Raw genomic sequence first — 20290 nt, forward strand, 5'->3', positions numbered from 1 at the left:
AAGCTGTGCAGGTTTTCCTGCACAGCTTTTTTATGGTTTGTTTTATCGTTTGCGTCCCAATCCCATAGCATTGCGCATTTTACGCAGCATTTTATTAGCGACGAAATTTGCCTTTTCAGCACCAGCATCTAGTATCTGGTCTAACTCTTCTGAATCAATTAGCTCATAGTAACGTTGTTGGATCGGTGCAAGTGCTTCGACAACAACTTTTGCTGTGTCCGCTTTAAAGTCACCGTATCCTTTTCCGTCATACATTCTTTCTATTTCCTCAATTGATACATTTCCAAGGATTGAATAAATGCTCATCAAGTTTGAAATTCCAGGCTTATTTTCTTTGTCAAAACGTACGATGCCTTCAGAATCTGTTACAGCACTCTTAATTTTTTTCTCAATGACCTTTGGCTCATCCAAAATCGTAATGAACGCTTTTTGGTTTGGGTCTGATTTACTCATTTTCTTCGTTGGTTCTTGAAGAGACATCACGCGTGCTCCAACCTTTGGAATGCGCACTTCAGGAATTGTAAAGATATCATTGTATTTTTTGTTGAAGCGTTCAGCTAAGTCGCGCGTTAATTCTAAATGCTGCTTTTGGTCTTCACCAACAGGTACTAAATCTGTTTTGTATAGTAAAATATCCGCTGCCATTAAAGGTGGATATGTTAATAGCCCTGCTGAAACAGCTTCTTTTCCAGAAGATTTATCTTTGAACTGCGTCATGCGCTCAAGCTCACCGATATAAGCAACGCATTGAAGCATCCATCCAGCTTCAGTGTGGGCTGGAACTTCCGACTGAATAAATAGCGTTGACTTTGTTGAATCGATACCAACTGCAATGTAAAGTGCAGCCAGGCTACGAATGTTTTTTCGTAAAGCGAGTCGATCTTGCGGTACTGTAATAGCATGCTGGTCAACAATACAAAAATGACAGTTATAGTCATCTTGTAGCTCCACGAATTGTTTCATTGCTCCGATATAGTTTCCTAGTGTAATTGTACCGCTTGGCTGTATGCCTGAAAATATAGTTTGCATAACGTACTTCCTTTCTTTTTTGAAAATAAAAAAAGGTTTATGCATGCCTAGCCGGAGCTAGGGACGCATAAACCGTGGTACCACCCTAATTAGATTACAATGTAATCATCTTCATTTACATAACGCCAATTAGCGTTCAAGCTTTGCACTTGAAAGCTCCAAAGTCCATTCCATAGGCTTCATTGTTTGTTTACACCGACCACAAACTCTCTAAAAATGAAGGAACTATGTACTATTCTTTTTCATCGCTTTACAGTATGAAATTTTTCAGTTTGTAGTCCATTATAACGCGATTTTTAAAAAAATTAAACCGAAATCTTGAAAAAAAACATTTGCAAGTAAATCATTTTATGCTATATTTTTTGTAACATTATTGCAATATCTATTCTACAAAAAAGATTTTAGATGTCTGACAAGAAGTCATAATCCTCATAAAACCGGCTTTTGTAGGGTGTAGCAAAAAAATACCAGTAAATAATAGTATTGCAATAAATTTTTAAAATATTTATAATAGGCGTAACAAACATATTTTTTACAAAGATATTACAATATCTTAATTTTTCAGAAAATATAAAATAGAAAATGTTTTATTACAACTAGGTAGCACGTCTTTTCTTAATGAATGGCATACATATACATGCATGTACCACCGTTTTAAGAATTAAGGCATTCTTTTTGCTACAGGGGCTTTAATGCTCTACCAGGTGAAAAACTTTCTGACTATTTTGTATTGAAAAATGATTAAAAATTATGTTTGTCAGTCATACAATTCCAATGGGGGGTAAGATTCAATGAAGAAAAGATTATCCATTCTTTTCAGCATGCTGCTGGTAATGAGTCTTTTCTTGGCTGCGTGTGGATTCGGCGGTAGCGATTCTGGGAGCGGCAAAGAAGGCGGTAGCGGCGACGGTTCAAAAGAACAAGCGCTTCGCGTAAATATTAAAACAGAACCATTCTCTTTAAATCCAGGTTTAGCAAATGATAGCGTATCTGGTAACGTATTACGTCAAACATTTGAAGGTTTAACTCGTTTAGACAAAGACGGTAAACCAACAGAAGCAATGGCAGAAAAAATTAACGTAAGTGAAGACAAATTAACTTACACGTTCAAAATTCGTGAAGATGCAAAATGGACAAACGGTGACCCTGTAACAGCACAAGATTTCGAATATGCTTGGAAATGGGTTTTAGATGCTAAAAATGAATCACAGTATGCTGAAATGCTTTACTATGTAAAAGGTGGAGAAGCAGCACACAAAGGTCAAGGAAACATTGATGATGTGGGTATTAAAGTCGTTGACGATAAAACTTTAGAGGTAACGTTAGATCACGTAACTCCATATTTCTTAGAGTTAACAGCATTCTACACGTACTTCCCTGTTAACAAAAAAGTTGCTGAAGCAAATGACAAATGGTACACAGACGCTGGTGAAAACTACGTATCAAACGGACCTTTTAAAATGTCTGAGTGGAAGCATAGCGATGAAATCGTATTAGAAGCAAACGATACTTACTGGGATAAAGATGCAGTAAAACTTGATAAAATTAACATGTATATGATTAACGAGCCAAGCACTGAGCTTTCAATGTTTGAAAAAGATGAGTTAGATTGGGCAGGTAACCCAATTGGGCAACTTCCAACTGACGCAATTCCTCAGTTAAAAGATAAAGGTAACTTAAACATTGAAGTGAAAACTGGTACTTACATGTACAAGTTTAACACTCAAGAAGAAGCTTTAAGCAATGCAAAAATTCGTAAAGCATTAACTTACGCAATCGACCGTAAAGCGATTGTAGAAAACGTTACAAAAGCTGAGCAAGTTCCAGCATTAGCAATGGTTCCGCCACAAGCATATGGTGACGAAAAGAACGAACTATTCAAAGATGCTGATGTTAAAGAAGCGAAGAAACTTCTTGACGAAGGTTTAAAAGAACTAGGTATGTCTGAATTACCTGCAATTAAGATTTCTTATAACACAGATGAAGGCCACCAAAAGATTGCACAAGCAATTCAAGATATGTGGACTAAAAACTTAGGTATTAAAGCTGAATTAAACAACCAAGAGTGGAACGTTTACATTGATGAGTTACAAAAAGGTAACTACGAAGTTGGACGTATGGGCTGGATTGGTGACTTCAACGATCCAATTACGTTCTTAGAAATGTTCAAAGATAAAGACGGCGGAAACAACGATACGTTCTGGGAAAATGCTGAGTACAAAAAACTAATCGATGCTTCTCGCGGTGAAACGGACGTTGAGAAACGCTTAGATATCTTAAAACAAGCAGAACAAATCTTAATGGATGAAATGCCGGCGGCACCAATCTATTACTACACTGATGCTTGGATTCAAAGCGATAGCTTAAAAGATGTTACTGTATTATCTACAGGTGATGTACAGTTCAAATGGGCTCACTTTGAGTAATAACTAGCATTAACAAGTATATGGGGGTGATCTCTTACCCCCATATACTTTTCTGTTTAAAGAGCGAAAAATGTTAAATTATGGAGGTGTTTGTCGATGCTTAAATATATTAGTAAACGTTTGTTGTACATGTTCTTATCGCTTTTCCTTATTGTTTCAGCAACGTTCTTCTTAATGAGAGCAGCACCTGGGGGACCATTCTCAGCAGAGAAAAAGCTTCCGCCAGAAATTGAAGCAAACCTAAATGAATTTTACGGGTTTGACCAACCACTATATGTTCAATACTTCGACTATCTAAAATCTGTTGCAACCCTTGATTTCGGACCATCGTTTAAATACAAGGGCCAAACGGTCAATGATTTAATTAGCAACGGCTTTCCAGTTTCATTTATGCTAGGAATGGAAGCTATTTTATTAGCGCTTGCATTTGGAGTGTTGTTAGGAGTCATTTCCGCTTTAAAACATAATAAATGGCAGGACTACACGGCGATGATTATTGCAGTACTTGGAATATCGGTACCAAGCTTTATCATGGCAACGGCATTACAATATATCTTTGCTATGAAACTAGAATTATTTCCGGTTGCACGTTGGGAATCATGGGCACATACGTTTTTACCAGCCCTCGCTTTAGCATCTACTCCAATGGCGTTTATTGCAAGGTTAACGCGTTCCAGTATGCTTGAAGTTCTAAATAATGATTATATTCGAACAGCAAAAGCAAAAGGTTTAAGTAAACCAGTTATTACGGTGAAGCACGCGATGCGAAATGCAATGTTACCAGTTGTTTCTTACATTGGACCACTGACAGCGGGTATTTTAACAGGAAGTTTCGTTATTGAAAAAATCTTTGGTATTCCAGGCTTAGGTCTTCACTTCGTAACAAGCATTACAAACCGTGACTACACGGTTATCATGGGCGTAACAGTCTTCTATAGTATCTTATTACTAGCGTCTGTTTTAATCGTTGATATTCTATACGGATTAATTGATCCACGTATTAAGCTAAGCGGCGGAAAGAAAGGAGCGTAACGAGCGATGCAACAAATTCCAAAAAATATGTTTGAACCAGCATCAGTTGATGCAAACGAAGCAGAGAAGATTTCAAAGCCTAGTTTATCGTTTTGGAAAGATGTAGGCTTACGCTTTCGAGAAAATAAATTAGCGATGTTTGGTGTTGTATTACTAGCTCTATTAGTTTTCATGGCAATTTTCGGGCCAATGATGACGCCTTATGACTACAAAACAAATGACTTAATGAATACGAACCAACCACCTTCATCGGAACATTGGTTTGGAACAGATGACCTTGGTCGTGACGTGTTTACAAGAACATGGGAAGGTGCACGTATCTCGTTATTTATCGGTTTATCTGCTGCTTTAATCGATTTGTTCATCGGTGTTATTTGGGGAAGCATTTCTGGATACCGCGGTGGACGTACAGATGAAGCAATGATGCGTTTTGCAGATATCTTATACGGTGTTCCATATTTACTTCTTGTTATTCTTTTAATGGTTGTGTTAGAGCAAGGCTTAGGTACAATGATTCTTGCGATGACCATCACTGGATGGATTAACATGGCGCGTATCGTTCGCGGACAAGTACTACAGTTGAAAAACCAAGAGTACGTGATGGCAGCTCAAACGCTTGGAGCCGATACAAAACGAATCCTATTTAAGCACTTAATTCCAAACTCGATGGGACCAATTTTAGTAACAATGACGTTAACAATTCCATCAGCAATTTTTACAGAAGCTTTCTTAAGTTATTTAGGACTAGGTGTTCCCGCACCACTTGCAAGTTGGGGAACAATGGCTTCGGATGGATTACCAGCATTAGAATACTATCCATGGCGTTTATTCTTCCCAGCAACGTTCATTTGCTTAACAATCTTAGCATTTAACGTAATTGGTGACGGACTGCGCGATGCATTAGATCCAAAACTACGTAAGTAAGGAAGTGAAACCTATGTCACGTTTATTAGATGTAAAAGATTTGGAAGTTTCATTCCAAACATACGGTGGAGAAGTTAAAGCTGTGCGAGGTGTTAACTTCCACTTAGATAAGGGTGAAACGCTCGCAATTGTAGGTGAATCGGGCTCAGGGAAAAGTGTAACATCACAAACAATTATGCGCCTTATTCCAATGCCACCAGGTCGAATTAATAAAGGTCAAATTTTATTTGACGGTATTGATCTTGTAAAGAAAACAGATAAGCAGATGGAGGCAATCCGTGGAAAAGATATCGGGATGATTTTCCAAGATCCAATGACATCTTTAAATCCAACGATGAAAGTTGGTAGTCAAATTGCTGAAGTACTTGTTAAGCATTCTAAAATGTCAAAAACACAAGCAAAAGAGCGTGCGATTGAGCTATTAAAGCTTGTTGGTATTCCATTTCCAAATCAGCGTGTTAACCAATATCCTCACGAATTCAGTGGTGGTATGAGACAGCGTGTTGTAATTGCAATGGCATTGGCATCCGATCCAAAGCTATTAATTGCCGATGAGCCAACAACAGCTCTTGACGTAACAATTCAAGCTCAAATTTTAGAATTGATGAAAGATATTCAAAAGAAAACAAATACATCTATTATTTTCATCACGCATGACTTAGGAGTAGTAGCTAACGTTGCGGATCGCGTTGCTGTTATGTATGCCGGTCAAATCGTCGAGACGGGTACAGTGGATGAAGTATTCTATAATCCACAGCATCCTTATACATGGGGACTACTTGCTTCAATGCCTAGCCTTGACAGCGATACAAAAGAAGAGCTGGCTGCAATTCCGGGAACACCGCCAGATTTAACGAATCCACCAAAAGGTGATGCGTTTGCTCCGCGTAATCCATATGCGATGAAAATTGATTTTGAGCAAGAACCACCAATGTTTCAAGTATCGGATACGCATTATGCGAAAACATGGTTATTACATCCAGATGCACCAAAAGTAGAACCGCCAGCATCTGTGACAAGCCGTATGCGTCCAGTAAAAGGAGCTTATACAAAACCAGTTTTATCTCGAAAGGACGGTGAATAAGATGGCTGAAAAGTTACTAGAAATTAAAAATTTAAAGCAGCACTTTCCAACATCAAAAGGAACGATTAAGGCTGTTGATGGTCTGACATTCGACATCTACAAGGGGGAAACATTAGGTCTTGTAGGAGAGTCTGGTTGTGGTAAATCAACAACGGGTCGTACTATTATTCGCCTTTATAACGCAACGGATGGTGAAGTGTTATTTAACGGTGAAAATGTTCACGGTCGTAAGTCAAAGTCTGAACTGAAGAAATTCAACCGTAAAATGCAAATGATTTTCCAAGATCCATATGCATCACTAAATCCACGTATGACGGTAGCTGATATTATTGCAGAAGGAATTGATATTCACGGTTTAGCAAAAAGCAAAGAAGAGCGTATGAAAAAGGTTCAAGCCCTTCTTGAAACAGTAGGATTAAACCGAGAGCACGCAAACCGCTACCCACATGAATTCAGTGGTGGCCAACGCCAAAGGATTGGAATTGCTCGCGCACTAGCTGTTGAGCCAGACTTCATTATTGCTGATGAGCCAATCTCAGCACTTGATGTATCAATTCAAGCTCAGGTTGTTAACTTAATGAAGAAGCTACAGCGTGAACGTGGATTAACATACTTATTTATCGCCCATGACCTTTCAATGGTAAAATACATTAGCGATCGTATCGGCGTAATGTATCAAGGTAAAATTGTAGAGCTTGCGACAAGCGAAGAGCTATACCGTAACCCCATTCATCCTTATACAAAAGCATTGCTATCAGCAATCCCGTTGCCAGATCCGGATAGTGAGCGTACGCGTCTGCGTCAAGTATATGATCCAAGTATTCATAATTACGATGGTGAAGAGCCTGAACTTCGTGAAGTATCACCAGGACACTACGTATCTTGCTCACAAACTGAGTTTGCTAAATACACGAGTTGACAAAAACGATCTCACAAGAGGTCGTTTTTTCTGATTATATAGGACTAGAAAATCATGTCATTTACTCTGACATCTTACTTTAAAAATATTATACATGAAAGTAGGATTAAATACTATTAAAAATTTTCAGAAATTTATAACATCTCTTTCTTTATGCATATAAAACTTCTTAAAATCAATATTTTTCTATTTTTTTATTCTATATCTTGTATAAATATAAAAAGGGAACAATTGTTGGATAGTTCCCTTTTAGAAAGATTATAGCTCAGATAGAATGTCGATATCTTCACGATTTTTATCTAGTACTAACACTTCGTCAACAGGTTGGTATTTTTCACCATAAATTTCTTTATCTTTGTAAGTATGAATTAATTCATACGTTTTTTTCATGCTGTTTAAAATACTCTCTTCGCTTTCTTCAGTAGGAGACCAGTAGAGGATTTCCATTTGATTGACTTCGTTTGTCGCTAGAGATCGACGTTTGTAACCAATAGAAGTCGCGTGCTTAAAACCTTCTCTTTTGTAGAAGTGAAGACGTTTTTCACTGTCGGAATCAGCATAGTCAACGGGTTCAACTTCTAAAATAATTGGCTTTTGATGATCTTTAAGCTTGTTGATTAATTTTCCACCTAACCCTTGTCCTCGCGCATCCTTTGATATAAATAAGTAATCAACAAAGATAAATTCATCCGTTTCGACATACATCAAGACGTGGTGAGGACCTTCATCTTTGTTGTAAATTTCACTTTGTTCACTTAATAGTAGCTCTAAATGCTTCTTCGATTTCATTTCTTCTATAGGAAAGTATTGACTTAATTTTTCATACCAATTCATAATACCCCTCCTTTGGGACTAAGTGACTCACTTTGTTTTCCTTTTAGAATTACCCGTTTTTCTTTAAAATAAACGACAATAGACATAGAAAAACCACTCATCACGGGGACTAAATTGTTAGCCATCAAAATGAGTGGTTCAAGGGAAGGGGATTAACTTTCTTCAATCAGTTTTTGTTCTTTTTTCGCTTTCTTTTTCAACTTTCGCTTTTCAACTAGATAATAAATGACTGGAATAAAAATGAGCGTAATAATAGTAGCAAAGCTTAGGCCAAATACAATGACAATGGCCATTGGCTGCTGTAATTCTGTTCCTTCTCCAATACCTAGCGTAAGAGGAATTAAGCCGATAATCGTCGTAAGTGTTGTCATTAAAATAGGACGAAGTCTCGTTGGACCTGCTAGTAAAATCGCTTCTTTTAATTCGTAGCCTTCTTTACGAAGCTGCTGTAAGTAATCGACTAATACAATGGCATTATTTACAACAATACCTGTTAAAATTAAAATTCCAATTAAAGAGCCTACGCCTAAAGGTTGATTGGTAATTAGCAAACCGCTTATGATTCCAATAAAAGTTAGGGGAACGGAAAGCATAATGATAAATGGATACAAGAAAGATTCAAACTGTCCTGCCATTACCATATAAACAAGAACTACTGCTAAAGCAAGTGCAAGTGAAAGTTTATAAAACGCATCATTCATCTGTTCATTCTGACCACCAAATACAATTTTATATTGCTTGTTTGGTAATGAAATTTCGCTTTTTAGCTGCTTTTCAATATCATCTGTAATACTTCCGAGGTCACGTCCAATAATGTCTGCTGTGACACGAATTTCTCGCAATCGATCTTCACGCGTAATTTGCGATGGACCTTGTCCCCTTGATATATCAGCAACTGCTTTTAGCGGAACTGTTGTACCAGTTGGCGACTTAATTAATAAATTTTCTAAGTCAGATGTTGAAGCTGTATCTTTTCGATCAATTAATAAGCGAACGTTTAGCTCTTCACCGTCACGAGCAAGCTGGCTAGCGACAACGCCTTGTGTAGCTTCTGATATCGTGCTGGAGATTTGTGCACTTCCAATTCCGTATTGTGATGCTTTATCACGATTGATTGAAATCACAACTTCAGGATTTCCATCGTTATAGCTTGACTCGGGTTCTCTCACCCCGTCAATTTCAGATAAAATATCAACAGTTTGATCTGAGATTCTCACTAATTCATCCAAATCAGGGCCTGAAATTTCAAGAGATATCGGATCTCCGGTAAAGCCTCCTTCACTAGATGATACGGTTGCATCAACGCTCGGAATGTCGTTAAGCTTATTGCGGATTTCATCAGCTATTTCTTTATCTGAACGATCTCGCTCACCTACAGGTTTTAATAAGATGTTATAAGTAGCCTGATTTGTATTCGATCCAGCGGAGCCTGAAAAGTTATTCGATCCACCTACGGTAACGGATGATAAGTCAACCTCTGGAATATCTTTAAGAATTTCATTAATTTCTTCCGTTTTCTCATAAGTTGCTTCTAAAGCCGTTCCTTGAGGTAGCTTAGCTGTAACAGAAACGGTGCTCTGATCTTGGGCAGGAAGGAATTCTGTTCCGATAAAAGGAATTCCTGCAAAGGATAAAGCAAATAGAAGTAAAACTGCACCAACTGTTTTTTTCGGATGGCGTAGAGCGGTGTCTAATCTTCGTTTATAAAAATGCTTTACTTTACCAAACAACTTTCCATCTGTATTACTTTGCTCTTTTTCACGTGTCGCTAACTTAAGGAACAGTGAAGAAAACAGAGGTACAATGATTAAAGCTGTAAATAAAGACGCAAGCAATGAAAAGCTGATAACTAAAGCTAACGGCTTAAAGAGCTGCGCAGCCAGTCCATCTACGAATACTATTGGAAGAAAGACAACAACGGTTGTTAGAGTGGAAGCAATGATTGCTGTCCCAACTTGATTTGTTCCTTTAATAGCCGCATCTTTCTTTGATAACCCTTGCTTTCGAAGTCGGAAAATATTCTCAAGAATAACGATGGCATTATCTACCATCATCCCAATTCCAAGTGCTAGTCCACCTAATGTGAGTAAGTTAAGCGTTTGACCGCTAAAGTACATAAATACAAAGGTTGTGACAATTGAAAGTGGAATTGCAAGACCAATAATAATGGTACTACGAAGATTTCGTAGAAATAGGTAAAGGATAATTGATGCTAAAATGCTTCCGACAATCATATTGGACGTTACGGATTTAATGGACTGATTAATAAAATCACTCTGATCCAAAATCGTATCTATTTTTACACCTTCAGGAAGCGTTTGATTTAGCTCTTTCAGCCTGTCATCAATTTCATTTGCTACGGAAACAGTATTTGCCCCTGACTGTTTTAAGACAGAGATTCCAACAGCTTCTTTTCCATTTAGGTAGCTCAGTTGGTCAGCGTCTGCATAAGCTTCTTTTATCTCTGCTAAATTTTCGAGCTTAATAACACCAGACTGTGTAGGAATCGGGAGCTCTTTAATATCTTCAATTGAAGTAAACTGTCCCGTAATCCTTATTGGTAAGTTTTGATTTTGATCTTGAACATTTCCAGCAGGTAAGTTTAAATTTTCTGATCCGATAATTTGTTGAAGGTCTTGTAACGTTAAGTTATAAGAAGACATTTTTTGCTGATCAAGCGTTAGTAAGATTTCTTTTTCCGCTCCACCCGATACCGTAACGGAAGCAACACCATCAGCTCCATCTAGAGCAGCTTTAATATCTTCTTCTGCAATTTGTTTTAAATCTTCAAGAATTTGCTCATTTTCACTTGTTAATGACAGCTGAACAATCGGTAGATCACTTGGGTCAAAGCGCATGACTCGCGGTAGGGAAGCACCTTCAGGTAGAGCTTCGCGTGCCATGTCGATTCGCTCGCGCATATTTAACGTAGCGAAGTTCATATCGGTTCCCCACGTAAACGAAACAAGCACGAGTACGCCACCGTTTTGAGAGACAGATCGTACGCTTTCAACATTAGGCAGCGTACTCATAGAACTTTCAAGTGGTTCTGCAAGCAGGTTTTCAATTTCTTTTGGACCTGCTCCGTCATATGTAGCTGTAACGGCAGCTACGGGAAACGTTAATTCAGGAAATAAATCAACGGGCATGTTTCTTCCACTAACGCCTCCAAGAATGAGAAGAAGAACAAGAACCATTGACATGGCAACAGGGCGAAGAACGGATAGCTTAACTATTTTCATCTTGTTTTTCACTCGCTCGTTGCTTTACTTCATTGCCGTCTTGTATCTGATCTTTTCCATCAGTCACAATGACATCATCTGCTTTTAGACCATCGACAACTTGATACTGGTCGTCATTTGCAAATCCTAATGTGATAGGAGTCTTAACTGCTTTCTTCCCATTAACAATATATACATACGCTTGCTCTTCATCGTACGAGATGGCGCTGGATGGAATGACTAACGCATCTGATAAAGAATCAATTGTTACTTCTCCAGTTGCTTTCATGCCACCTTTTACTTGACTCTTTGCATTTTCAATAGGTGCTTTTACTGTGAACAGTCCAGTTTCAGGATTGGCGGTAGGAGACACGGTTGAAATTTTACTAGTAAATTCTTGTGTTACCCCGTCAAATGTAAGTTTAATTTGGTTTCCAGCTTTTAATTGTGATACTTGATAGCTGTTAACTTGAAAAGTAGCATCCACATTGGATTGATCAATGACCGTCATAAGTGGAGTACTAGGAGCGGCAATTCCATTTTCAACAGCACTGACATCCGCAATCGTTCCGCTTATTGGAGCAGTTAGACGAGTAGATGCAACAATCTGCTCAGCCTGAGCAACTGCTTGGTTTGCTTGTTGCTGTTGCTGTTTTAACTGCGGAAGCATATCAGGAGTTAATGAAATCTGTGACAGAGACTTTTGAGCTAACTTTGCTTGATTTAATGAAATTTCGAGTCCGCTTTGCACTAAATCAGAAGAGGTTACATCTCCATTTTGAGCTTCCTCTAGCAAAGATTCTGATTTGTTCATTGAAGCTTCAAGTTCCTTTTGAGCCTGTTGAATTTCTTGGGATTGATCAGGCGTAGCTTTTGCTTCTGCTTCTTTAACCGCTTTACTAATATCAGCAGCCGCTTGTCTAGCTTCATTAAGCTGTTTAGTTGCTTCGGAAGCATCTAAAGACACAAGCAAATCACCTTTTTGGACAGTATCACCTACTTTAACATGGACTTTTTCTACGTTTAAGGGGTTTGCCGTTACAATAGGGACTTGTTTTGAAGGCATGGCTACTCCCGATAGTTCAGTGGTGTTAACCAAGTCACTTTTTGAAACTTTTGCTGTTTCTACTACCGGTACGTTATCTTTCGTGTCTTCGGTAGTGATTTCTTGCGGAGCACAAGCGGCTAATAATAAAACAGTCGCAACAGCGCTAAGCTGCAAGATTTTCATGTGTGAATCACCTCGTTGGCCTAAATTTCTTCATAATAAACTACATCGTCTCAGTTTGCCTATTATCTCTTATAAAATTATGATTCTTTTTGACAAAAGTCATGCAAAAATTGACGAATACCTATCTTTTAATATACACGTATCTTCCTATTATTTCGCCTAATAAGGTGCTCATGTAAGAAAAAATCCAAACTGTTGATCTTTGATGGAAAAAAACAAATAAAAGTTTGACAAAAAAGTGAACAAATAAAAAATTTGAAACTTAATTTGATGTTTAAACGTATTAGTAGTGTGGTAAATAATTAGTGACAGATTTTAAAAATGGTTTTGCACAATAAAATAAGGATACCATTTCAATAAAAATTGTAGTATAATGCAAAATAGATATTATCTTATTTAAAGTAATTATAAAATAATATCGATTTTCATTATCAGTCATTAACTATTTACAATCGTTAACTTTTCATAAAAACAGCACGATGTTAGTATAAAGAAAAATAACTTATGGCTAAGATTTTTTGCCCATTATGACCGATTATGATAGAAGGAGTGAAGGATTAAATGGTTACATTATATACATCACCAAGTTGTACGTCTTGTCGAAAAGCGAAAGCATGGTTAGAAGAAAATGAAATTGCATATGTAGAACGAAATATCTTTTCAGAGCCTTTATCAATTGATGAAATTAAACAAATTTTACGAATGACTGAAGATGGAACAGATGAAATTATTTCAACGCGTTCTAAGACATTCCAAAAATTAGATGTTCAAGTAGACGCAATGCCTCTTCAAGATTTATATGAATTAATTCAACAAAATCCAGGCTTATTACGTCGCCCGATCATCATTGATGAAAAGCGTCTTCAAGTTGGATATAACGAAGATGAAATTCGCCGTTTCTTACCTCGTAAAGTTCGTACTTTCCAACTTCGTGAAGCTCAACGCCTTGTTAATGGTTAAATAGAACATTAGATATAATATAAAAGCCTTCATGTATAACATGAAGGCTTTCTTGCTCCTATATTATGCTTATTGTGAGCGAAATTTATTAATTAATAGTCCGCTCGCTAAGACCAAGATGACAGTGATGACTGGAATTGATGTTTCAAGCGTATGATTATTGGCGAAGAAGCCGTGTAGGTTCTTTTCGTGTCGAATCATATTTCCTGCTGTGTAAGCTAGAATACCCGCTCCTGCATAAATAAGTAGAGGAAAACGTTCCATTAAGTATAGGATAAGCTTACTTCCCCATACAATAATAGGAACAGAAACGAAAAGACCAATAATCACCAGTAAGATATTCCCATGAGCTGCACCAGCTACGGCGATGACGTTGTCTAAGCCCATGACAAGGTCAGCAAATACAATGGTGCGAACCGCTGCGCCTAATGTAGCACTTGCCTTAATATTGGAGGAGTCGTCTTCATTTGAAACGAGCAGCTTAAATGCAATGACTACTAATAAAATTCCACCAATTAGTTGTAAATAAGGAATAGTTAATAAATAAACAGCTAAAATAGTAAGTAAAATACGAACTACAACAGCTAGCCCTGTACCAAGAACGATTGCTTTGTTGCGCTGTTTCTCAGGGAGGTTTCGGCTAGCAAGGGCAATTACAATTGCATTGTCTCCACCTAGTACGATATCAATACCGATAATGAGTAGGATGGAGGTGAGTAGTTCCAAGTCCAATATACGTCGCCCCCCGATTTGTGTAACAGTTTGTACTATTACGCAGTATTGAGCCTTCAGTCGTATCATGTTAAGGTTGCACCGGCTCGCATGGTTAACAGAGTGTTTTATTTCCCTTCCATAGGATTTTATCATAGAATGGATATATGAGGTGTACAGAAAGATTCTATGCTTGTTTACGTGGAGTTAGAATACTTTACAAATTTGTAAAGTCCATGTAGTATTGCTTTAACATAAAGGAAAATAGTCCTTATTTCGTTAAGGTAATGAGAAAGAAAGACCGTATTGCCTTCACTGATTTTTCCGAAGGGAGAGATGATAATGGAAATCGAACGCATTAATGAAAATACGGTAAAATTTTTTGTCACATACGTTGATATTGAAGAACGAGGATTTGACCGAAATGAAATTTGGTTTAGCAGAGAACGAAGCGAGGAACTGTTTTGGGAGATGATGGATGAAATTCATCAAGAAGAAGAGTTCGTAGCAGAAGGTCCGCTTTGGATTCAGGTACATGCGCTTGAAAAAGGCTTAGAAGTTATTGTAACAAGAGCTCAAATTTCAAAAGATGGTCAAAAATTCGAAGTACCAGTTGGCGAAAATGATAAAATTGATATCCCTGTAGACGGAAAAGTTGAAGCGCTGTTAGATCAGCATCAAGCCAACCAAAAGAAAAAGGATGAGCTTGAAGAGGATGTCATTGAAGATGAAGGCCTGCATTTTGTGGCTCATTTCCGTGACTTAGAAGATTTAATCATGTTAAGCCACCATCTAGAATTAGATGAGCTAATCAATCATATGTATGTGTTTGAAGGCAAATATTATTTATATGTAGAATTTACAGATGATGAAGACTTCGTCACTGAGATTGATAATATATTAAGCATTATTTTAGAGTATGGAAACGAGTCTCATTTAACTGTGCACCGTTTAATGGAATATGGAAAGCAGTTAATGAGCGATAATGCATTAGAACAATTAAAGGCTCATTTTCCGTTAAGATAAAAGTGGCCGATTTCATGTATGTGAAATCGGTCTTTATTATGAACGAACAGCATGTTCATTAGTAGGATAGGTGAATAAAATTGAAAAATCGTTTACAGCTACTTGTGTTTATTGCAGGTCTTGTTGTCGTTCTTGTTTTGACAAAAGAGTATTTGAGTGGTCAAATTATTGGGATTCTGAGCTTGCTGATTACCATTAGCGTGATCTTTATTGGATTAGTTATTTCACTTGAAAATCGTCACCCAACCCAAACTTTAACATGGCTTGTCGTTTTAGGAAGTTTTCCTGTTGTCGGCTTTTTCTTTTATCTACTGTTTGGGCGAAACATTCGAAAGAGACGATTGTTTGCAAAAAAAGCGAAGCTAGATGAGCAGGTTTTATTGAAGCTGGAAAGAGATTCTTCAATCTTTGATGAGCAGGTTGAGCGCTTTGGTGAAAAACGTAAACAGTTATTAACATTAGCTACTCAGCTCGGGAAAGCTCCCGTTTCATTTGCGTCTGATACGCGAGCACTCACGAATGGTGACGAAACATTTGATGAAATACTTGAAGCTCTACAGCATGCGCGTCACCACATTCATATGGAATATTACATTGTCAGACATGATGACCTAGGACAAAAAATTAAAGATATTTTGATTGAAAAAGTACAAGAGGGTATTTATGTGCGCTTTTTGTACGACGCCGTTGGAAGTTTTAAGCTTTCTAAGCACTACATTCACGAAATGCGAGAAGCAGGCGTAGAAATGGTACCATTTTTACCTGTTCGCTTGCCGCTGTTAAACAATAAAATTAACTTTCGAAACCACCGTAAAATTGTAGTGATAGACGGAACGATTGGATTTGTCGGAGGGTTAAATATTGGGGATGAATATCTTGGTCAAAGTCGACACTTTGGCTTTTGGCGTGACACGCATCTTCAGGTTCGTGGCGAAGCGGTGCGCTCTTTACAACTAATTTTCTTACAGGACTGGTATTATATGACGGGTCAAACGCTGTTAACCCAAACCTATTTGTCACCAGACTTAATTGATGTTGATGAGGAGAGCTGCGGGGGAGTTCAAATGATTGCTGGAGGTCCGGACCGAGAATGGGAAGTTATTAAACACTTATTTTTCTCCATGATTACGTCAGCGCGAGAATCAATTTGGATTGCATCACCGTATTTTATTCCTGATGAAGATATCTTCACAGCGCTGAAAGTAGCAGCGCTTAGCGGAGTAGACGTTAGGTTACTTGTACCAAAAAAACCAGATAAAAAAATCGTTTTTCATGCTTCACGCTCTTACTTTCCAGAGTTACTAGCAGCAGGAGTGAAAGTGTATGAATACGAAAAAGGCTTCATGCACAGTAAAATTGTGATTGTGGATAAAGAAATTGCATCGATTGGTACTGCCAACATGGATATGAGAAGCTTTCATTTAAACTTTGAAGTGAATGCTTTTCTTTATAAAACAGCAAGTACTCAAAAGCTCGTTTATGAGTATATGCAGGACTTAGAGGTGTCTTCGTCACTTCATTTAGATCAATTTCAAAAGCGTCCCATCTTGCAGAGAGTTTTCGAGTCAACATCTCGATTATTATCACCTCTACTCTAAGAAAGCTACCTAACAAGGTAGTTTTTTTTTTACAAAAAGAAGGGATTTGCTAACCTTTAACGAATAACAGTAAGAATTCAATAAGGAAGGAGTGTTAGCCATTGCTCGTCGCAAAAACAGTCCATAATCGCTTGGTTTCATTAGCCAGTGGCTTTACAGAGGCAGAGCTTCGGCGTTTGCAAAAAACGGGGTCTTTTTATTGTCCAGCTTGTAATGAATCTGTTGTGCTTCGCGTAGGAGTAAAGCGCTGTTCCCATTTTGCGCATCGAAAAAAAGAGTGTACAGTTGACCAGGAAGGAGAGAGCGATTATCACGTAACAGGAAAGCTCCAGCTGTTTCGTTGGCTACAAACTCATACCTCAGCTCAGTTAGAGCACTACTTGCCTCAAATCCAACAACGTCCAGATTTGTTTGTTGAAATAGGAAAAGCAGCTTATGCATTTGAATTTCAGTGTGCTTCATTGTCTACTGAAGCGTTCGTTCAGCGAACAAGCGGCTATAGAAAGCAAGGGTATCACCCTTTTTGGATAATGGGCGCAAAGCGATTAAAACGCTTAGGTACCTCACTTTTTCGCCTATCTCCTCAAGAATGGCAGTACCTCACTCTCACCGACCAATCGCCAACTCTTTATTATTTTTCACCCTTCACAAATGAGTTAATCAAACTTGAGCATATCATTCCGTTTTCCTCCCAAATTGCTTTTGCTGAATTGAAAATTCTCACACCTAGTTCTCATACATTTTCAGAATGGCTTACTTTGCATACGTCTCCTTCTTATCATGAAGGGTGGATTCAAAAAAAGAGGAACTTCCGTACAACATACATGCTATATCCGGGCTTACAATATAAACATTTTTTAGAAAAGCTCTATACCCTTCAAATTCCACCCACTCATTTTCCTTCTGAAGCCGGTTTTCCAATTCCTTCTGCTTTTATGATTGAAACACCGGCTGTCATATGGCAAACTTGGCTATTGCTTGATATCATGCAAGTGAAAAAGGTAGGGGAAGTAGTGAATCTTAAGCAGCTATATATGCAGTTTAGCGCTCGGGTTCGCCAAAAGTTAATTAAATTACGATATGTTCCGTTCATGCAGTCTACAATTGAAAAGCCGCTGTTAGAGTACGTAGAAGTACTATGCAAGCTAAAATTCTTTTCTCCTGTTACGTATGACTCTTATCGAATCGAGAGAGGGTATACAGTTCCTATGCTCAGCTCAGATGCATTCTTAGAAGATGGGTTATTAATGAAAAAATGGTTAGACCAAGCAAAAGAAGTGACACGTTAGCAGAAAATAAGTACGCTTAAATAGAAGCACTGTTTGGGCGTACTTACAGGCTGACTAATTTTTGAAAAGCCACATACAATAAAAAAGGATTCGTCTTCTATATAGCGAAATTAGTAACAGAGACGGAGTAAAAGATGAAAGGGTGTTAATATGAGTGAACAATCCACGGTGAAAAAGCTGCCAAATCGCAGTGAAATTAAAGTAGAAGATACATGGAGATTAGAAGATATTTTTGAAACGGATGAAGCGTGGGAGAAAGAATTTCAAGCTGTTAAAGCGTTAGTTCCGGAAATGGAACAATATCGCGGCAAGCTTGGAGAATCAGCAGACACGCTTTTTAAAGCACTTCAGCAGCAAGATGAACTAACAATGCGGGTCAGCAAGCTTTATACATATGCACATATGAGGTATGACCAAGATACAACGAACTCATTCTATCAAGGATTAAATGATCGAATTAAAATGTTGTATACAGAAATTGCGAGTGCGTTATCTTACGTCACGCCTGAACTATTAGCAGTAGATGAGGAAACGCTAAAACAATATTTAAAAGATAGCAAGGATTTACAGCTATATGCACATGCGCTGGATGAAGTGAATCGTGAGCGTCCTCATATCCTTTCTGAGAGTGAAGAAGCTATTCTAGCACAGGCATCTGAAGCGCTAGGAGCATCAAGTAATACGTTCGGTATGCTGAATAATGCTGATTTAGAGTTTCCATCCATTAAAGATGAAAACGGGGAAGAAGTGGAGATTACCCACGGTCGTTATATTCGGTTTTTAGAAAGCAGTGATCGACGCGTTAGAGAAGAAGCGTTTAAAGCCGTCTATGATACGTATGGAAAGTTTAAAAATACATTTGCGAGTACTCTTAGCGGAACGGTTAAAAAAGATAACTTTAGCGCTAAGGTCCGTAACTACGAATCAGCTCGCCATGCAGCTCTAAGCGCAAACAATATTCCAGAAGAGGTATATGATAATTTAGTTGCAACGGTAAACGAATATCTGCCTCTATTACAGCGCTATATTGACCTACGAAAGAAAGTGTTAGGTGTTGATGAGCTTCACATGTATGATCTGTATACACCGCTTGTGCAAGACGTCAAAATGGAAATACCATATAGCGAAGCAAAAGATTATTTATTAAAAGGTTTGGCGCCGCTTGGAGAAGAGTACATTTCCATTTTAAAAGAAGGATTTGAAAACCGCTGGGTTGATGTGCACGAAAACAAAGGAAAGCGAAGCGGTGCTTATTCTTCTGGAACATATGGAACAAATCCATATATTTTAATGAACTGGCAGGACAATGTGAACAATCTTTTCACATTAGCTCATGAGTTTGGTCACTCAGTGCACAGTTACTATACGCGTAAAGAACAGCCTTACCCATACGGTGATTATTCAATCTTTGTCGCTGAAGTCGCATCTACGTGTAACGAAGCCCTATTAAATGATTATTTATTGAAAACAATCGACGATGAAAAGAAACGATTATACTTATTAAATCATTATTTAGAAGGCTTCCGCGGTACCGTGTTCCGTCAAACGATGTTTGCTGAATTTGAGCATGAAATTCACGTTCGGGCTCAAAATGGTGAACCGCTAACACCAGAGCTGCTAACAAAGTTATACTATGATTTAAATAAAAAGTACTTTGGTGATAATTTAGTCATTGATGAAGAGATTGGCTTAGAGTGGGCAAGAATTCCACATTTCTACTATAATTATTATGTGTATCAATACGCAACAGGCTTCAGCGCAGCTGCAGCGCTAAGTAAGCAAATTCTTGAAGAAGGAGACGCGGCTGTTGAGCGTTACCTTGGCTTCTTAAAAGCTGGAAGCTCTGATTATCCAATCGAAGTGCTAAAACGCGCAGGAGTGGATATGACAACTGCTGAACCAATCAAAGAAGCATTAGAAGTGTTTAAAGAAAAGCTTGAAGAGATGGAACGTTTGTTAGAGAAAAACTAAGTTTAAATAAACAAAGCTTTGCGCATCCGCAAAGC

15 protein-coding genes and 1 other annotated feature are annotated in these 20290 nt (G+C 38.0%); of the genes, 10 read left to right on the forward strand and 5 right to left on the reverse strand.

What is annotated here, in order from left to right:
* Positions 1-42: 42 nt before the first annotated feature.
* Positions 43-1029, reverse strand: a complete 987-nt coding sequence (gene trpS, locus LZP85_RS02375) for a tryptophan--tRNA ligase (RefSeq protein WP_119543110.1) — start codon at positions 1027-1029, stop codon at positions 43-45.
* Between the two features lie 56 nt (positions 1030-1085).
* Positions 1086-1284, reverse strand: a binding site (T-box leader).
* A gap of 536 nt (positions 1285-1820) precedes the next feature.
* Here trpS and LZP85_RS02380 point away from each other — a divergent pair.
* The 5 genes from LZP85_RS02380 (at position 1821) to LZP85_RS02400 (ending at position 7414) form a co-directional block, all read left to right on the forward strand.
* A complete protein-coding gene (locus LZP85_RS02380; RefSeq protein WP_076513380.1) occupies positions 1821-3455 on the forward strand; it encodes a peptide ABC transporter substrate-binding protein in 1635 nt (544 codons plus the stop codon).
* A 96-nt stretch (positions 3456-3551) separates the two neighbouring features.
* On the forward strand, positions 3552-4487 hold the full coding sequence (locus tag LZP85_RS02385; protein ID WP_025908153.1) for an ABC transporter permease: 936 nt from the start codon (positions 3552-3554) through the stop codon (positions 4485-4487).
* A 6-nt stretch (positions 4488-4493) separates the two neighbouring features.
* The gene (locus LZP85_RS02390; RefSeq protein WP_025908152.1) at positions 4494-5411 is read left to right on the forward strand and encodes an ABC transporter permease; all 918 of its coding nucleotides are present in this window, start codon (positions 4494-4496) and stop codon (positions 5409-5411) included.
* A gap of 13 nt (positions 5412-5424) precedes the next feature.
* Positions 5425-6495 carry an ABC transporter ATP-binding protein gene (locus LZP85_RS02395; protein WP_025908151.1) on the forward strand — a complete coding sequence of 357 codons (1071 nt, stop codon included), beginning with the start codon at positions 5425-5427 and terminating at the stop codon, positions 6493-6495.
* Between the two features lies 1 nt (position 6496).
* Positions 6497-7414: an ABC transporter ATP-binding protein gene (locus LZP85_RS02400; protein WP_025908150.1), complete on the forward strand. Its 918-nt coding sequence runs from the start codon at positions 6497-6499 to the stop codon at positions 7412-7414.
* 258 nt (positions 7415-7672) lie between these two features.
* Here LZP85_RS02400 and LZP85_RS02405 read toward each other — a convergent pair whose 3' ends face one another.
* From LZP85_RS02405 to LZP85_RS02415, 3 genes are all read right to left on the reverse strand, one after another.
* Entirely contained in the window at positions 7673-8248 is a 576-nt protein-coding gene (locus LZP85_RS02405; protein WP_119543109.1) for a GNAT family N-acetyltransferase, read from the reverse strand.
* Positions 8249-8400: 152 nt separating this feature from the next.
* Entirely contained in the window at positions 8401-11490 is a 3090-nt protein-coding gene (locus tag LZP85_RS02410) for an efflux RND transporter permease subunit (RefSeq protein WP_119543108.1), read from the reverse strand.
* Positions 11477-12700: an efflux RND transporter periplasmic adaptor subunit gene (locus LZP85_RS02415; RefSeq protein WP_025908147.1), complete on the reverse strand. Its 1224-nt coding sequence runs from the start codon at positions 12698-12700 to the stop codon at positions 11477-11479. Before LZP85_RS02415 ends, LZP85_RS02410 begins: the two co-directional genes overlap by 14 nt.
* A 561-nt stretch (positions 12701-13261) precedes the next feature.
* Here LZP85_RS02415 and spxA point away from each other — a divergent pair.
* Positions 13262-13660 carry a transcriptional regulator SpxA gene (gene spxA, locus LZP85_RS02420; RefSeq protein ID WP_025908146.1) on the forward strand — a complete coding sequence of 133 codons (399 nt, stop codon included), beginning with the start codon at positions 13262-13264 and terminating at the stop codon, positions 13658-13660.
* Positions 13661-13729: 69 nt separating this feature from the next.
* On the opposite strand, the gene LZP85_RS02425 is transcribed toward spxA, so the two are convergent.
* Positions 13730-14392: a TerC family protein gene (locus LZP85_RS02425; RefSeq protein ID WP_119543106.1), complete on the reverse strand. Its 663-nt coding sequence runs from the start codon at positions 14390-14392 to the stop codon at positions 13730-13732.
* A gap of 321 nt (positions 14393-14713) precedes the next feature.
* On the opposite strand from LZP85_RS02425, the gene mecA reads away from it, so the two are divergent.
* The 4 genes from mecA to pepF all read left to right on the forward strand — a co-directional run bounded on the left by mecA (position 14714) and on the right by pepF (position 20255).
* On the forward strand, positions 14714-15397 hold the full coding sequence (mecA, locus tag LZP85_RS02430; RefSeq protein WP_061785448.1) for an adaptor protein MecA: 684 nt from the start codon (positions 14714-14716) through the stop codon (positions 15395-15397).
* 80 nt (positions 15398-15477) lie between these two features.
* Positions 15478-16995, forward strand: a complete 1518-nt coding sequence (cls, locus tag LZP85_RS02435) for a cardiolipin synthase (RefSeq protein WP_119543105.1) — start codon at positions 15478-15480, stop codon at positions 16993-16995.
* A 101-nt stretch (positions 16996-17096) separates the two neighbouring features.
* Entirely contained in the window at positions 17097-18284 is a 1188-nt protein-coding gene (locus tag LZP85_RS02440; protein WP_226639616.1) for a competence protein CoiA, read from the forward strand.
* 150 nt (positions 18285-18434) lie between these two features.
* Positions 18435-20255: an oligoendopeptidase F gene (gene pepF / locus LZP85_RS02445; protein WP_076513372.1), complete on the forward strand. Its 1821-nt coding sequence runs from the start codon at positions 18435-18437 to the stop codon at positions 20253-20255.
* Positions 20256-20290: the final 35 nt, after the last annotated feature.

Origin of the sequence: Priestia flexa (assembly GCF_021441905.1) — a bacterium.
Taxonomy (GTDB): domain Bacteria; phylum Bacillota; class Bacilli; order Bacillales; family Bacillaceae_H; genus Priestia; species Priestia flexa.

Coding starts and splice junctions, on each gene's coding strand:
- trpS (WP_119543110.1), bottom strand. CDS start 1,029: ATGCAAACTATATTTTCAGGCATACAGCCAAGCGGTACAATTACACTA.
- LZP85_RS02380 (WP_076513380.1), top strand. CDS start 1,821: ATGAAGAAAAGATTATCCATTCTTTTCAGCATGCTGCTGGTAATGAGT.
- LZP85_RS02385 (WP_025908153.1), top strand. CDS start 3,552: ATGCTTAAATATATTAGTAAACGTTTGTTGTACATGTTCTTATCGCTT.
- LZP85_RS02390 (WP_025908152.1), top strand. CDS start 4,494: ATGCAACAAATTCCAAAAAATATGTTTGAACCAGCATCAGTTGATGCA.
- LZP85_RS02395 (WP_025908151.1), top strand. CDS start 5,425: ATGTCACGTTTATTAGATGTAAAAGATTTGGAAGTTTCATTCCAAACA.
- LZP85_RS02400 (WP_025908150.1), top strand. CDS start 6,497: ATGGCTGAAAAGTTACTAGAAATTAAAAATTTAAAGCAGCACTTTCCA.
- LZP85_RS02405 (WP_119543109.1), bottom strand. CDS start 8,248: ATGAATTGGTATGAAAAATTAAGTCAATACTTTCCTATAGAAGAAATG.
- LZP85_RS02410 (WP_119543108.1), bottom strand. CDS start 11,490: ATGAAAATAGTTAAGCTATCCGTTCTTCGCCCTGTTGCCATGTCAATG.
- LZP85_RS02415 (WP_025908147.1), bottom strand. CDS start 12,700: ATGAAAATCTTGCAGCTTAGCGCTGTTGCGACTGTTTTATTATTAGCC.
- spxA (WP_025908146.1), top strand. CDS start 13,262: ATGGTTACATTATATACATCACCAAGTTGTACGTCTTGTCGAAAAGCG.
- mecA (WP_061785448.1), top strand. CDS start 14,714: ATGGAAATCGAACGCATTAATGAAAATACGGTAAAATTTTTTGTCACA.
- pepF (WP_076513372.1), top strand. CDS start 18,435: ATGAGTGAACAATCCACGGTGAAAAAGCTGCCAAATCGCAGTGAAATT.